We start from the raw sequence: 15,949 nt of genomic DNA, 5'->3' as shown, positions 1-15,949 counted from the left end.
CACTCACTGCACATCTTATTTGAGCTGGCCTTTCTGGTATTTACCGGCGGCTTTAACAAAACCAGTAAACAACGGATGGCCATCACGAGGAGTGGAAGTAAATTCTGGGTGGAACTGACAAGCCACGAACCAAGGATGGTCAGGGATCTCAATAATTTCGACTAATTTATTGTCTACTGAACGACCCGCTACCCGCAGACCCGCATCTTCAATACGTTTCAGTAGTAAATTATTCACTTCATAACGATGCCGATGACGCTCAACAATCGTATCTGCTCCATACAAAGTGCGCACCAAGCTATCTTTTGTCAGGTGGCATGGCTGCCCGCCCACACGCATCGTTCCACCAAGATCACTCTCTTCGCTACGCACTTCTAAATTACCGTCTTCATCACGCCATTCGGTGATCAGACCAACAACCGGCAACCGGCAATCAGGTTCAAATTCTGTTGAGCTGGCTTTTTCCAAGCCCGCAACATGACGAGAAAACTCAATCAATGCTACCTGCATGCCGAGACAGATTCCCAGATAAGGAATGTTGTTCTCACGCGCATAACGGGCTGTCATGATTTTGCCTTCCACACCGCGGCCACCGAAACCACCAGGAACCAGAATCGCATCCAGTCCCTTCAATAATTCAACGCCACGAGTTTCAACATCCTGGGAATCAAGCAGTTTGATGTTAACCGTCAAGCGATTTTTCAACCCACCGTGCTTCAATGCCTCAATCACGGATTTGTACGCATCAGGCAGTTCAACGTATTTACCCACCATCCCAATAGTGACTTCACCGGAAGGATTCGCTTCTTCGTAAATGACCTGCTCCCATTCGGATAAATTTGCTTCCGGGCAATCAAGGCTGAATCGTTTACAAATATAATCATCTAAGCCTTGAGATTTCAATAGCCCTGGGATTTTATAAATGGAATCAACATCTTTTAGGGAGATAACCGCTTTTTCTGGCACATTACAGAAAAGGGCAATTTTTGCACGTTCGTTAGCAGGGATAACGCGATCTGAACGACAAATCAGAATATCCGGTTGAATACCGATAGAGAGCAGTTCTTTTACCGAGTGCTGAGTCGGCTTAGTTTTAACTTCGCCAGCCGCTGCCAGATAAGGCACCAGTGTCAAATGCAAATATAAAGTGTGTTCACGGCCAACTTCTACCGCCATTTGACGAATAGCTTCAAGGAATGGCAGCGATTCGATATCACCGACAGTACCACCGACTTCCACCAGCACCACGTCATGACCTTCTCCACCACTGATGATGCGATCTTTAATTTCATTGGTGATGTGAGGAATAACTTGAACCGTCGCCCCCAGATAGTCACCACGGCGCTCTTTACGCAAAACTTCGGAATAAACTCGCCCCGTAGTGAAGTTATTGCGACGAGTCATTTTAGTGCGGATGAAACGCTCATAGTGACCTAAATCGAGATCAGTTTCAGCGCCGTCTTCGGTAACGAAGACCTCCCCATGTTGGATTGGGCTCATCGTACCTGGATCGACATTGATGTACGGGTCCAGTTTCATAATCGTGACATTGAGTCCACGGGCTTCGAGTATAGCCGCCAAAGAGGCTGCGGCAATGCCTTTACCCAGAGAGGATACGACCCCGCCGGTCACAAAAATATAATTAGTTTTCATGCTGAACCTGAAAGTTTAGGTTTAAAGATGATGGATATAACTAGGACGGGAAAGCAGTATACCCGAACCTTAAATTTGCCACAAATAATCTGAACGCAAATAAGGTATTTTCCACCATACTTTAGCCAAGAAACTCCCCTAATTATTATTTAAATTCATCAGGTTAGTTTATTTAAGAAAAATCGCCCTACTGTAAGCAATTGAAAATCTCAGCTTTGCGGTTATTGCTTCTTAACCTGTTGCCACATTTTTTCCATTTCTTCCAATGTCGCCGCTTCCAAGGTGTGACCTTGCTTCAAAATCAGCTTTTCTATTTCTCTAAATCGGTTCTCAAACTTATTACATGCTTTTTGCAATGCAATTTCCGGCTTGTATCCAAGATGACGGGATAAGTTCACAACAGCAAACAATAAATCACCAATCTCTTCCTCCAAATGCTGTTGATCAACCACCGCCTGATGAGCCTCATCCATCACTTCGTCGATCTCTTCATAAACTTTGTCTAACACCGGCCCCAAAGTATCCCAGTCAAAACCAACCGCAGCACAACGTTTCTGTATTTTATACGCTTTCATCAATGCCGGCAGACTTGCCGGAATGTCATCAAGGACCGAATGTAGATCTTTTTGCGCTCTTTCCTGCGCCTTACGTTTTTCCCAACCACTGATAGCCACATCACTGCTGATATCCTGCTGCTGACCGAAAATATGTGGATGGCGGCGTTCCAGCTTATCGCTAATCGCATTACAGATATCATCAAAATCAAACAACTGTTGCTCTTTGCCCATTTCAGCATAGAACACTACCTGAAATAACAGATCACCCAGCTCTTCTTTCAGATCAGAAAAATCACCGCGCTCAATGGCATCAATGACTTCATAAGTCTCTTCTAGCGTATAAGGTGCAATCGTTTTGAATGTCTGCTCTTTGTCCCAAGGACATCCCTGCTGAGGATGGCGCAACTGTGCCATAATCCCCAGTAACCGTTTTATACCCGTCATCTTTCAAGTTGCCTCTTTGTTGGCTGCACTCGCTCACCCCAGTCACAGTATCCAAATTTTCCCGCGATCAGTTGCCATGAAGACGTTTAGCTTCAATAACATCCGGTAACTGATTGATTTTCGCCAAAATCCGCCCCAGTACTTGCAGGTTATAAATCTCAATATTCATATCGATGGTAGCAATCTGCTGTTTTACATCGCTGCGGCTACTCACCCCAAGCACGTTCACCTTCTCATTCGCCAGAATCGTGGTGATATCACGCAATAATCCACTGCGATCATTCGCAACAACACGCACAATCAGTGAGTAACCACTGGAATAGCTCTCTCCCCAAACCGCATCCACCACCCTTTCCGGCGCATTTGCCTGCAACTCGGCCAGTTGTTCACAATCAACCCAGTGGATAGAGATCCCTCGGCCACGAGTGATAAAGCCGACAATCTCATCGCCGGGAATGGGCTGGCAGCAACGGGCAATGTGATGCATCAAATTACCCACACCTTCTACCACAATCCGCCCATCATCTTTAGCAGAACTACGCTGTGGATGTGATTTACTCTCTAAATTGCGAAGCGCTTCCCGATCTGCATCCTCTGCGGTGGTTTTCTTAAGTTTGCTTTGTAAGAAATTGACCAACTGGTTAATACGGATATCACCAACCCCAATTCCCGCCAGTACTTCATCAAGTGTATGGACGTTATAACGGGCAATCAGCAGCTTTTCCGCCTCTTTTAGGCTGATATCCAAGTGCTCCAGTTCGTTATCCAGCATCTGACGACCGGCGATAATGTTTTTATCCCGATCCTGTTTGCGGAACCAGTTGTGGATTTTCGCCCGACCGCGGCTTGTGGTGACATATCCCAAGTTTGGATTTAACCAATCACGACTTGGGTTCGGGTGTTTCTGTGTGATGATTTCAATCTGATCGCCCATTTGCAATTGATAGCTGAATGGCACAATGCGACCACTGATTTTCGCCCCAATACAACGATGCCCCACATCACTGTGAATATGGTAAGCAAAATCCAGCGGCGTGGAACCGGTAGGGAGATCAACAACATCGCCTTTCGGTGTAAATACATATACCCGATCATCAAACACCTGACTGCGAACTTCATCCAGCATCTCACCAGAATCAGCCATCTCTTCCTGCCATGCGATCAGTTTACGTAGCCATGCAATGCGCCCTTCATATCCGACACGACTACCCGCCGCAGCCCCCTCTTTATATTTCCAGTGGGCAGCTATTCCCAATTCTGCATCTTCATGCATCTGACGAGTACGGATCTGGATTTCCAATGTCTTACCACCCGGCCCAAGTACCACAGTATGAATGGATTGATAGCCATTCGGCTTCGGGTTAGCAACATAATCATCGAATTCATCGGGCAAATGACGATAGTGAGTATGTACTATCCCCAAAGCCGCATAACAATCTTGCAAACGTTCAACCACAATCCGCACAGCCCGAACATCAAACAGTTCATCAAATGCCAGTGATTTTTTCTGCATTTTGCGCCAAATGCTGTAGATATGTTTAGGACGCCCGTATATTTCAGTAGTGACGCCCTCCTTGAGCATATGCTTGCGTAATGTATTGACAAAGTAATCAATGTACTGCTCACGATCAATTCGGCGTTCATGCAGTAATTTCGCAATTTTTTTATATTCATCAGGATGGAGATAACGGAAGCAGTAATCCTCAAGTTCCCATTTAAGTTGACCAATACCTAATCGGTTAGCGAGCGGCGCATAAATGTTGGAACACTCTTTCGCAGCCAGTACACGCTCATCTTCAGTCGCCTCTTTAACTTCCCGCAAATGGGCAATCCGCTCTGCCAATTTGATAATGACACAACGAAAATCTTCCACCATTGCCAGTAGCATCCGGCGAACATTATCAACCTGTACAGAGCAGATTGAATCGTGATGAGTGGCTTTTAACTGGCGAATGGCATCCATTTCCATAACACCTTTCACCAGATTGGTAATCGCGCTGCCAAACGCCTCGGTAACGGTTTCATCACCGAGTAATTTGGCATCCATTAACGGGAACAGTAACGCCGCACGCATACTGTCGCTATCCATACTTAACGTGGAGAGGATCTCAACCATCTCTACACCACGCCATAACAGAAGTTCTGAATCAGGATGATTTTGCGCTTTTTCGTGACAATAACGCCAGGTTTCGGCTAATTTCTCACCCAATTGAAGATTGGCTATATTTAAACTCGCGATCCACCTGTTTACTGCAAACTCTCCCGCAGGGGTTAAATGAGCACTTCTTACCGCAACCATAATCTCTCCCGACTACTTCATAACTTCTACCCAACCACGATCTAACGACTAAATAGCGCCATTGACTCCAGATGACCTGTATGCGGAAACATATCCAGCATCCGCACACTGATAATTTGATAGCCAGCCTCAAGCAGAATCTTACTGTCCCGCGCCAATGTTGTTGGATTACAAGAGACGTAGACTACTTTCTCTGGCACCAGCTCAACAATGTGTGACATGACTCCTACCGCCCCAGCACGCGCCGGATCTAATAAAACCTTGTTAAACCCCAGTTTAGCCCAAGGTTGATGATGTATGTCAGCTTCCAGGTTTTCATGGCAGAAAGATATGTTATCCAAATTATTTATTTTGGCATTATATTGCCCATTAGCCACCAACGTGGCAACCCCTTCGACTCCGACTACAGATTGCACTATGCGACCAATAGGTAAGGTAAAATTCCCCATTCCACAGAATAGATCAAGCACGTTATCATTCGGTTGCAAATCGAGCCACTCTATCGCCTGAGCAACCATTTGTTGATTCACCTGATCGTTAACCTGAATAAAATCTCTTGGACTGAAAACCAGTTTCAGCCCATCTACCTGATACCAAGGTTCCGGCAGTTCATTCAGTGATTCAAGTGAAGTTTCATCCGCCGCCAGATAGACAGCGACATTATGTTGCACGGAAAATGTGCCTAGTTTCTCTTTATCTTCCCGCTTCAAGGGATCAAGATGGCGCAATATCATCAATGGGCCATTATCTGCTAGCACCAACTCCACATGCCCCAACCGTTTAACCGCTTTCAAACTATTCAGACACTGAGATAATGGCTGTAATAACTGTTCCAATTCAGGTCGCAAAACCGGGCACTCTTTTATAGCAACTAATTCATTGGATTGATTTTGACGAAATCCTATCACCAGTTGGCGCTGTTTTATTTGATAATGTAAACCAAGCCTTGCCCGGCGCCGATAACCATATTCAGGGCCAAGAATCACCGGTTTGGCAGAAACCGTTACACCAGTTTCTCGCCTAATCAGGTGTTCGAGAACGCTGGCTTTACTTTCACGTTGTAAATCCGGTGCAACATGTTGTTGCTGACAACCGCCACATACTCCAAAATGAGGACAACGGGGATTCACACGATATGGACTGTCAGATAAACGCTTAACCAACTTTGCTTTTGCAAACTGTCGCTTCTCTTCCGTTAGTTGTACCTGTGCCTGTTCACCGGGCAATAACCCGGCGACAAAAATAGTTTTACCCTGATGGCGAGCTACGCCCTGCCCCTGGGCATCCAGATTATCAGCGGTAACTGTGATGATATGTCGATTTACCGTTCGACGATTGGGGGAATAAAATTGCACCATGATTCTTACGGACTATGAATTATTAAGTTCTTATTTTCCCATAATGGACGATTATGACCAAATATAGCTTACGCATCCGCATGATGAGCCTGATCCTAGTGCCAATTTTACTGGTTGGCATGTTTTTCAGTATCTCATTTCTCTGTTATCACTATCGTGAACTGGAGAACCAAATTGTTCGATCCGGGATCAGTATTATTGAACCCCTGTCGATCGCCAGTGAAATTGGCATCAACCTGCATAACCGTGAAAGCGTCAATTCATTGATCACCCGGCTTCATCGCAGAAATTCTGAGATAGTTCGGGCGATTGCCATTTTTAACGATGATAATCAGCTATTTGATATCTCAAACTATAAATACAATTCAGCGCAACTACAGATCTCGCCAGATATGCCTCTGCCAACCACCCTGACAAAAACGGAGGTTAAAAACAGTATTATTTTACGTATGCCCATTATTTCAGAACACCATCTGTCCCAAAATCAGCCGCATTCTGACACCCCATCTTTACGTCCGATTGGCTATATTGCCATTGATCTTGATTTACGGTCAGCTCACTTACAGCAATATAAAGAGATCGTTATTTTTATATTACTCTTACTCATTTGCCTTGGCTGGGCATCGCTGTTCGCCTACCATTTGGTTCGTAAAATCACAAAACCTATCAGCGATATCGTCAGTACTGTCGATAGAATTCGCCAAGGGCAATTAAACAGCCGTGTCAGTGGGAAATATTTTGGTGAATTAGATATGCTGAAAAATGGCATTAATGCAATGGCAAAATCGCTCTCCAGCTATAAAGAAGAGATGCAAAATGATATTGATCAAGCAACGTCAGATCTGCGGGAAACAATGGAACAATTCGAAATTCAGAACGTTGAACTGGCAATAGCGAAAAAACGTGCGCAGGATGCGGCCAGAATAAAAACGGAATTTCTGGCAAATATGTCTCATGAATTACGCACACCACTTAATGGCGTCATTGGCTTTACCCGCCAAACACTGAAAACACCTTTAACAATACAGCAAACTGAATATCTGTATATTATCGAGCGCTCTGCTAATCATCTACTGAACATTATCAATGATATATTGGATTTTTCGCGGCTTGAAGCGGATAAATTGGTATTGGAAAACGTTCCATTCCTTCTACAAGATACGATTGATGAGGTCATGGTATTACTGACACTCAGCGCCAAAAGTAAGAATATTCAGCTAACTCACCATGTTGATCCCCAAATACCGAATCTGGTCGTAGGCGACCCTACACGCCTACAGCAAATATTCACCAATATTATCGGTAACGCGATTAAATTCACCGACCAAGGTTCTGTGGAGATAAAGATCAATCTGCTACAACAGAAACACCATAAAATCAATTTAGAGATTACGGTCAGCGATACAGGTATTGGTATCAGTCCTGAACAGCAACCTCATCTATTTCAGGCTTTTCATCAAGCAAATGCCAGTATTTCCCGCCATTATGGCGGTACCGGCCTCGGTCTGGTCATTACACGGAAACTAATCCAAGAAATGGGCGGAAATATCAGCTTTACCAGTGAGCCGAAAAAAGGTTCTGTTTTCCGTTTTGATTTATGGCTAGGAAAAGACGATTTCATTCTAACCGGCTCAGTTGTACCACAAAAGACGCTTATCCATCCCCCACGTTTACCGATGACAGTCATGGCCGTTGACGATAATCCAGCTAACCTCAAACTAATAGGTTCATTACTAGACGAAATCGTGGAAAAAACCGTGCTATGTAACAGTGGAGAAGAAGCTTTACAGTCAGCAGCCTCTCACCATTTTGATCTTATTCTGATGGATATTCATATGCCAGGTATGGATGGCATCTGTACTTCCAACCACATCCACCAGCTACCGCAACACTACAGTACACCGATCATTGCAGTTACAGCTTATACCTGCCGACCAAAGAGCGATACACACTCTCCATTTGAGGATTTCCTGACCAAACCTCTCGATGAACATCGTCTGAGAGTCGTGTTAGATCGCTACGTTAAAACACCAAAATCACAACATATTAACTGGCCATTAGCACTACAACAGGCCACCGGAAAAGAACCGTTGGCTATAGATATGTTGCAAATGTTGGTAGATTTACTGCCAACCATTAAAACAATCACAGAAAAAGTTTTGTCAGGGGAAACGGTGGAAAATTACCAGCAGCAGATCCATAAACTACACGGTAGCTGCTGTTATAGCGGCGTGCCACAACTTAAAGCTCTCTGCCAATTAATTGAACAACAATTACAACAAGGTGTCCAATTAACCGATATAGAACCTGAATTGTTGGAACTGACAGATGAAATTGATCATGTCCTTACCGCCGCCCAAAAGATATTGAGTCGCGGCTAGAACATTCTAGAACATTAAGTGCACACAATAAATTTGCGATACTCCTCATAAACATAATTATCTGTCATGCCACTGATGTAATCCTGAATAAGACGAGCGCGATAATAGAATTCGAGCAAGTCTTTTTCAGCTTGATCAGTGGCAACAATTTTCTCTACTGCTTCACCATAAGCCAGACGATGCTTGGTGGAAAGTTTGTGTAGCAGCCGGGTTTCCATAAAATAATCTTTGTGGAAATTGTTCTGATTCAGTTCCACAAAATCCTGACGGGGCATTTTCAATAATGGGTAGTAAAAATCCAATAGTCCATTGATGATTCTGTACCCCTGTAACTCTAATTTTTCAATCTCTGGATGATTAAACACTCTCTTACAAGCAATGTTTTTCAATGTCCTAAGTAACCGATGCTCCTCGCTCTTATCTTCAAGTAGCGCTTGATTAAATGAGCCCTCAAAAACAGCCGGCAAATGATCAATAAAACGACGAGCCGTATAAGGAACAAGTTTGCCGGTAATATAAACCCGCAGATACATAAAAAACTGATCCTGCTGGCTTCGACGTAATTCGTTACCGTGAGTTCCCTTGTACGCCTTCCTGACCGTTAAGTCGAATAGATCCCCGGCCCGATGACCGCCATTTTCTTGCCACTCCTGTTCCAAATATCCCATCAGTGTATCGACGCTGAAAATCGCTTTTTCAACAGCATCATCCAAATCGGCAATGCAATAAGAGATATCATCTGCTGCTTCCATAATATAAGTCAGTGGGAAGCGACAGAACTCACCCATTTTAAGCTCACGACGTAATTCGCAAACAAAATGCTCCTCCGACCAATAAAAACCTGGCTTTTTCATCAAATAATTAAATTGATTTGGTATTTCTTCAAGACGAAAAGCAGGGCAAGTATATTTTAGAATACAACCAAGCTGGGCATAAGTCAGATTGAGTTTTAATAAGCTATGCACCATACGGATAGCCTGAGCATTCCCTTCAAACTGACATAAATCTTTACGCAACTGGCGACGAAAGCGATCTTTTTTCACATCACCACATAAACGCAATGCGGAGATTTCACATCGATCTTCCCGCTTAATATTTTCCAGGGAAAAATTAAGATCGAGCTTTTTGGCAAACCAATCTTTAATTGCCGCTTCACCAAAATGACCAAATGGTGGATTACCAATATCGTGCATTAAACAAGCCATTTCAATCAAACTTTCAAATGATAATAGCCGTTTATCCAACCCGTAATCGGCCAGCAAATTACGCGTTTTCAATTCATTAATAATCGTTTTCGAAATATAGCGCCCAACCTGTTGCACTTCTAATGAATGTGTCAAGCGACTGCGGACAGCGGCATTATTTTCCAGCGGAAAAACCTGTGTTTTTTGCTGTAAACGACGAATAGCCGCTGAATTCATAATCCGCCCACGATCGCTTTCAAATTGGCGAATAACCTGCTCTTCATCATTAGGATCAACATGATACTGACGGTATTTACGCTGATAGTTAAGCTTCTGACTAAAGTCTATCCCGGACATTTATCCCTCCAACTTGTGAGATAGCACTGTTTTACACCACAGATTATCTGATTGTTCCGTATTAGATGTTAAACTCAAACATGGAATGATTTTATATGATTAATTAATCAACAGCGAGTATGACATCATGAAAGTAGGCGTGATAGGTGCTATGGAACAAGAAGTGACGTTACTGCGCAATCAAATTGAAGATCGCCAAACACTGTCACGAGGTGGCTGCGAAATCTATACCGGTAAACTCAACGGCGTGGAGATCGCACTGTTAAAATCTGGTATTGGTAAAGTTTCTGCTGCAATTGGTACAACTTTACTGCTTGAACATTGTCAGCCTGATGTGATTATTAATACCGGATCTGCCGGTGGCCTTGATCCGAAATTACAAATCGGTGATATCGTGGTATCCCGTGAAGTTCGCTATCACGACACTGATGTTACCGCTTTCGGTTATGAACCCGGTCAAATGGCGCAATGCCCTGCGGCTTTTGTGGCGGATGACCAGCTAATTGATCTGGCAGAAAAATGTATTCATTCACTGAATCTGAACGCAGTGCGTGGGCTGATTTGCAGTGGTGATGCATTTATTAACGGCGCAGAACCTCTGGCGCGTATCCGGGCGACGTTCCCACAAGTGACGGCGGTAGAAATGGAAGCCGCAGCAATAGGGCATGTCTGCCATCAATATAACACGCCATTTGTGGTGGTACGTGCTATCTCTGATGTGGCAGATAAAGAATCTCATATCAGTTTTGATGAATTTCTTGCCGTGGCAGCTCGCCAATCTACATTAATGGTCAACGCCATGCTGGCAACGCTGAGTAAAGATAAATAATATACCCGTTATCCTTCAAGTTGCCTCTTTGTTGGCTGCACTCGCTCACCCCGGTCACATAGTTCTCTATGCTCCCGGGGATTCGCTCCCTTGCCGCCGCGATGCATCTTGAAATCCATAGGGTATATATTACCGACACGCCCTAATTAATATTTTCGGGCGTGTTTACGGGCGATATATTTCATGTTTTAAAGAGCGTACATCTATGAAATGGATAAAAAGCACGGGTTCAATTGGATTATCGCTTTTACTGTTTCTCAGCAGTTTCAGCCATTCTCTGTATGCTGCTCCCTTACGGGTAATCAGTTTATCTCCGTCAACGACAGAATTAGCCTATGCCGCCGGGCTAGGTGACAATCTGATTGCCGCCAGCGCCTACTCTGATTATCCCCCTCAAGCCCGTAAACTTGAGCAAGTCGCTAACTGGCAAGGCATCAATCTGGAACGCATTATTACCCTTAAACCTGAGCTGATTCTGGCATGGCGTGGTGGTAATCCCCAACGTCCACTGGAACAACTTGCTGCTTTCGGCATTAAAATCTTTTATTCCGACCCCACAACCACCGAACAGATAGCGCAGGATTTAGAACGACTCGCTGAATATAGTCCTCATCCAGAACAAGCAAAAAAATCCGCGACTGAACTTCGCCAACGATTTGCCAATTTGCAACAACAATATGCCACTACAACCCCCAAACCGGCCTTTTTACAATTCGGTACTTACCCTCTGTTCACTACTTCAGGACAGACACTGCAAAGTGAAGTGCTTTCAATCTGTGGCGGCAGAAATATTTTTGCCAACAGCCCTGTTCCCTGGCCTCAAGTCAGTCGTGAACAAGTACTCATCAGGAAACCTGAAATAATTGTTATCAGTGGTGGGCAAGAACAGGTCAAATTAATTGAAAATTTCTGGCATCCACAATTGCGTGCCAAAGTCATTACATTACATGAAGATTGGTTTCACCGCGCGGGACCGCGCATCATTCTGGCAGCCGAACAGCTATGCCAGCAATTGAACGATAATGGTTCCTGATCAATCAGAAACATTTAAAGGATGACAAAAATATCCCGCAAACAGGTCATATGATATTCACAGACCTATCGCGGGAAATCGCCTGAAATCAGATACTGAAAGAAGAACCACAACCACAGGTTGTCTTCGCATTAGGGTTGGTGACGATAAAACGTGAACCTTCCAGACCTTCGGTATAATCAACACAACCGCCAACTAAATATTGTAGGCTCATCGGATCAACAACCAACTCCACACCCTGTTTCTCAATGGTCATATCACCTTCATTTATTTGATCATCAAAGGTAAAACCATACTGAAAGCCACTGCATCCGCCACCGGTGATATAAACCCGTAAACGCAAGTTTGGGTTTTCTTCATCCGAAACCAAGATTTTCACTTTGTTAGCCGCGGCATCCGTAAACTGCAAAGGTAATACGATATCATCGCTCATCATTTTTACTCCAGACTGGAACTCGACAAAAATATTCAGAAGAGAACAAAAATTTGCCGATCATTAATAACTCGAATTATCCAATACCTGATTAGTTCGTTCAAGTTTTGTCATTTCAATAACACACGAACCGCCAAAAAGTTATCGCGCATTTGTTTACCATAGCGGCTACCTTGAGTGACAAACGTGGGTCTTGTAGTTAAACCCTCCATTAATCAATTAACAATTAAGAAAGAAAAAATATTGATTTATCATCATGATTAGTTACTTTATTGAATGTTTTTCAAAGTAACCATTATGGAGTTCCTATGCGAAAAATGTTGCCACTGATGCTTGCTGTCACCTTGACAGGTTGTACCGCTCATAGCAAACAAGCCGATATTGACAGCTATACCTCGAAAAAAATTAATGAAATTATAGAAAACCAGGTAAAACCGGGAAACAAAGAGAATCCCGGTGAAATAATAAAAGACGTCTCTTATCAATTCCTGGGCACACCTTATGCCGCAAACAAACTTATTGGCTCCCCTACTGAACCTGAAAAATTAGTTATCGACTTCAACGGACTAGACTGCTTTACTTTCCTTGATTATGTCGAATCGCTAAGGAAATCCAACGACCAAAGTGATTTTGTAAAAAATCTCATCCAGACAAGATATATCGACGGAAAGATTCGCTTTTTGCAAAGAAAACATTTCCTTACAGACTGGTCAACCAGAGAAAAATTAAATGCCAAAGATGTAACGGATGAAATAAGTTCTTCTTACATTGCAATCACAAAAAGCCTGAATAAAAAGGCTGATGGTAGCGAATACATCCCCGGACTAGGTGTTACCAAAAGAGATATCAAATATATTCCGGGTGATAAGATCAATGATGCGGTTATTAAGAACCTAAAAACGGGCGATTATATAGGAATATATACCCATCTTGCCGGATTGGATGTCACACATACCGGGATTTTTATTATGACAGATCACGGCCCAATGCTAAGGAATGCATCTTCACTTGCTGCGAATAAAAAAGTTGTCGATTCACCATTTCTTGATTACGTAAAGAATAAACCCGGAATTATCGTTCTAAGAGCATTATAATCCGAGGGGCAAACGACAAACCCTCTTAAAAATAGATTCAGGAGCCTTTCATGAGCCAATCCGACATCCTCTATTCTCAGGCAAAACAACTTATTCCCGGCGGCGTCAACTCTCCGGTACGTGCATTTAATGGTGTTGGCGGTACTCCGCTGTTTATCAAACATGCTGATGGCGCTTATCTCTATGATGTTGATGGTAAAGCCTATATCGATTATGTCGGTTCCTGGGGACCCATGGTGTTGGGACATAACCACAGCGCTATCCGTAATGCTGTTATCAAAGCCGCGGAGCAAGGATTGAGTTTTGGCGCGCCCACCGCCGCTGAAGTGGAAATGGCGCAATTGGTGACTGAACTGGTGCCATCGATGGATATGGTACGCATGGTTAACTCAGGTACAGAGGCGACCATGAGTGCTATCCGTCTGGCCCGTGGTTACACCCATCGCGATAAGATCATCAAATTCGAAGGTTGCTATCACGGCCACGCTGATTGCCTGCTGGTGAAAGCCGGTTCTGGCGCATTGACCATCGGCCAACCCAACTCTCCGGGGGTTCCGGTTGATTTCGTCAAACATACGCTAACCTGTACCTATAACGATTTGAGTTCAGTTCGAGAAGCGTTTGAACAATATCCACAAGAGATCGCCTGTATTATCGTCGAACCGGTTGCGGGTAATATGAACTGCGTACCGCCACAACCAGAATTCCTCCCCGGTCTGCGTGCGCTGTGTGATGAGTTCGGTGCTCTGTTGATTATTGATGAAGTGATGACCGGTTTCCGTGTCGCTCTATCCGGTGCACAATCTTATTACGATGTCGAACCCGATATAACTTGCCTTGGCAAAATCATTGGTGGCGGTATGCCCGTTGGCGCTTTCGGTGGACGTTATGAAGTGATGGAGAAACTAGCGCCAATTGGCCCTGTTTATCAGGCAGGAACTTTATCCGGCAATCCGATTGCAATGGCTGCCGGTCTTGCTTGTCTGAAAGAAGTGTCTCAACCCGGTGTACATCAGCGTTTGACTGAGCTAACAGATAATCTGGCTGCTGGCCTGACGAAATCAGCAAAAGCAGCCAATATTCCTCTGGTGGTTAACCATGTCGGCGGTATGTTCGGCATTTTCTTTACTGATGCAGAAACCGTCACTTGCTATCAGGATGTGATGAATTGCGATATTGAACGTTTTAAACATTTCTTCCACCTGATGCTTGATGAAGGGGTTTATTTAGCGCCTTCTGCATTTGAAGCGGGTTTTATGTCTATTGCTCACACGGATGAAGATATTCAGCGTACTGTCAATGCAGCCGCTCGCTGCTTTGCCAAGCTGAAATAATTTCTTTGTTTTCAAATAATAGCGCCGTATTTTTACGGCGCTCATTCTTGCCATCCTTCGAATGGGTCACAAGATTGTTCTTGCTGGCCCCGCGCTTCTTTACTCAGAAAATCGTCGGGAATAATAGTTGTTCCCTTCAATGCCGCAAAAAATCCAGCCCAATCGTGTGGCTTACAGGACAGTATTACATCTCCTGTCTCAGGATCTTTTCGAATAAAAACTTCATCAGAGTCAAACCGATAAGCTGCTGGCAAACGTACCGCTTGACGCTTCCCATCCATAAACAATTTAGCTTTTTGACTCATACAACCTCCTGATATTGATTGGAATATCCCAAATCCTATCACAGATCTTGATACATAAATCAAAAGAGATTTAATAATCATAAACTGATAAATCAATTTGATGTCACACTCACCGCTACGATTGCTACTGAAATATCGTAACTTGAATCATAGGCTCAGCGCCGTAGTAGGCAACAAAGACATCACCAGAACAATTTTTGCTTATGCTAAGGGAAGAAGAATTTATATACTTCGCACATTTATAAAGAAAACCCCGAAGACTCCACCGACAGAAATCAAACTGGCATTACAAAGATTAGAGGAAATGACAGATGAAAGTTAAGGGTATTCCATTTTCAGAAGTGAAGGCGCAAGCCCTCTCATCCCCCAAAGCTCAGGCCGCTTATGAAGCTGCTAAACAGGAAGAAGAACTCTACGAGCTCATTCAAAACATGAAACAGAAAGCAGGTATTAATAGTTCGCAGTTAGCCGAACGACTAGGAATTACTCCACCGGCAGTAGCTAAGGTTGAAAAAAACCCAATGAAAGCAAGTATTGCAACACTTGAACGCTATGCAGCAGCCTGTGGAGTAAATCTCAAAATTACTATCGCATAATACGTTAATCCCAATACCTGATATCTTAATCAAACTTCATGGTAAAGAATGACGGGTATATATATACAGCGGCATATTCGTATTCAGATGTC

13 protein-coding genes and 1 pseudogene are annotated in these 15,949 nt (G+C 43.8%); 7 read left to right on the top strand and 7 right to left on the bottom strand.

Annotated elements, in window-relative coordinates; all coding sequences use genetic code 11:
* Positions 1 to 15: 15 nt before the first annotated feature.
* The 4 genes from pyrG to rlmD form a co-directional block, all read right to left on the bottom strand.
* Entirely contained in the window at positions 16 to 1,653 is a 1,638-nt protein-coding gene (gene pyrG, locus PluTT01m_RS04705) for a glutamine hydrolyzing CTP synthase (protein WP_011145277.1), read from the bottom strand.
* Positions 1,654 to 1,874: 221 nt separating this feature from the next.
* Entirely contained in the window at positions 1,875 to 2,654 is a 780-nt protein-coding gene (mazG, locus tag PluTT01m_RS04700) for a nucleoside triphosphate pyrophosphohydrolase (protein WP_011145276.1), read from the bottom strand.
* 67 nt (positions 2,655 to 2,721) lie between these two features.
* On the bottom strand, positions 2,722 to 4,953 hold the full coding sequence (gene relA, locus PluTT01m_RS04695) for a GTP diphosphokinase (RefSeq protein WP_011145275.1): 2,232 nt from the start codon (positions 4,951 to 4,953) through the stop codon (positions 2,722 to 2,724).
* Positions 4,954 to 4,994: 41 nt separating this feature from the next.
* Positions 4,995 to 6,311 (bottom strand): 23S rRNA (uracil(1939)-C(5))-methyltransferase RlmD, encoded by a 1,317-nt coding sequence (gene rlmD / locus PluTT01m_RS04690; protein ID WP_011145274.1) that lies wholly within the window; start codon positions 6,309 to 6,311, stop codon positions 4,995 to 4,997.
* A gap of 53 nt (positions 6,312 to 6,364) precedes the next feature.
* Between rlmD and PluTT01m_RS04685 the strand changes: the two genes are divergently transcribed.
* On the top strand, positions 6,365 to 8,692 hold the full coding sequence (locus PluTT01m_RS04685) for an ATP-binding protein (protein ID WP_011145273.1): 2,328 nt from the start codon (positions 6,365 to 6,367) through the stop codon (positions 8,690 to 8,692).
* A gap of 14 nt (positions 8,693 to 8,706) precedes the next feature.
* On the opposite strand, the gene dgt is transcribed toward PluTT01m_RS04685, so the two are convergent.
* A complete protein-coding gene (gene dgt, locus PluTT01m_RS04680) occupies positions 8,707 to 10,233 on the bottom strand; it encodes a dGTPase (RefSeq protein WP_011145272.1) in 1,527 nt (508 codons plus the stop codon).
* A gap of 127 nt (positions 10,234 to 10,360) precedes the next feature.
* On the opposite strand from dgt, the gene mtnN reads away from it, so the two are divergent.
* Both mtnN and btuF read left to right on the top strand, forming a co-directional pair.
* Positions 10,361 to 11,062 (top strand): 5'-methylthioadenosine/S-adenosylhomocysteine nucleosidase, encoded by a 702-nt coding sequence (mtnN, locus tag PluTT01m_RS04675; protein ID WP_011145271.1) that lies wholly within the window; start codon positions 10,361 to 10,363, stop codon positions 11,060 to 11,062.
* Positions 11,063 to 11,267: 205 nt separating this feature from the next.
* Positions 11,268 to 12,095, top strand: a complete 828-nt coding sequence (btuF, locus tag PluTT01m_RS04670; protein ID WP_011145270.1) for a vitamin B12 ABC transporter substrate-binding protein BtuF — start codon at positions 11,268 to 11,270, stop codon at positions 12,093 to 12,095.
* Between the two features lie 88 nt (positions 12,096 to 12,183).
* On the opposite strand, the gene erpA is transcribed toward btuF, so the two are convergent.
* Positions 12,184 to 12,528 (bottom strand): iron-sulfur cluster insertion protein ErpA, encoded by a 345-nt coding sequence (gene erpA, locus PluTT01m_RS04665; RefSeq protein WP_041380619.1) that lies wholly within the window; start codon positions 12,526 to 12,528, stop codon positions 12,184 to 12,186.
* Positions 12,529 to 12,836: 308 nt separating this feature from the next.
* Here erpA and PluTT01m_RS04660 point away from each other — a divergent pair, with 308 nt between their 5' ends.
* Together PluTT01m_RS04660 and hemL are read left to right on the top strand one after the other, a co-directional pair.
* Positions 12,837 to 13,622 (top strand): DUF1460 domain-containing protein, encoded by a 786-nt coding sequence (locus tag PluTT01m_RS04660; RefSeq protein WP_011145268.1) that lies wholly within the window; start codon positions 12,837 to 12,839, stop codon positions 13,620 to 13,622.
* A gap of 50 nt (positions 13,623 to 13,672) precedes the next feature.
* Complete coding sequence (gene hemL, locus PluTT01m_RS04655) at positions 13,673 to 14,956, top strand: glutamate-1-semialdehyde 2,1-aminomutase (protein WP_011145267.1); 1,284 nt, start codon at positions 13,673 to 13,675, stop codon at positions 14,954 to 14,956.
* Positions 14,957 to 14,997: 41 nt separating this feature from the next.
* Here the strand turns inward: hemL and PluTT01m_RS04650 are convergent, their stop codons facing one another.
* Positions 14,998 to 15,261: an antitoxin gene (locus PluTT01m_RS04650; RefSeq protein ID WP_011145266.1), complete on the bottom strand. Its 264-nt coding sequence runs from the start codon at positions 15,259 to 15,261 to the stop codon at positions 14,998 to 15,000.
* A 166-nt stretch (positions 15,262 to 15,427) separates the two neighbouring features.
* Here PluTT01m_RS04650 and PluTT01m_RS04645 point away from each other — a divergent pair.
* Together PluTT01m_RS04645 and PluTT01m_RS04640 are read left to right on the top strand one after the other, a co-directional pair.
* Positions 15,428 to 15,583, top strand: a pseudogene (locus PluTT01m_RS04645) (type II toxin-antitoxin system RelE/ParE family toxin); the annotation flags it as partial.
* Positions 15,573 to 15,857 (top strand): helix-turn-helix domain-containing protein, encoded by a 285-nt coding sequence (locus PluTT01m_RS04640; RefSeq protein WP_011145265.1) that lies wholly within the window; start codon positions 15,573 to 15,575, stop codon positions 15,855 to 15,857. The pseudogene PluTT01m_RS04645 and the gene PluTT01m_RS04640, both read left to right, overlap by 11 nt.
* Positions 15,858 to 15,949: the final 92 nt, after the last annotated feature.

Origin of the sequence: Photorhabdus laumondii subsp. laumondii (assembly GCF_003343245.1) — a bacterium.
In the GTDB taxonomy this organism is placed as follows: Bacteria; Pseudomonadota; Gammaproteobacteria; order Enterobacterales; family Enterobacteriaceae; genus Photorhabdus; species Photorhabdus laumondii.
This window is presented reverse-complemented; position numbering and strand designations above follow the sequence as displayed.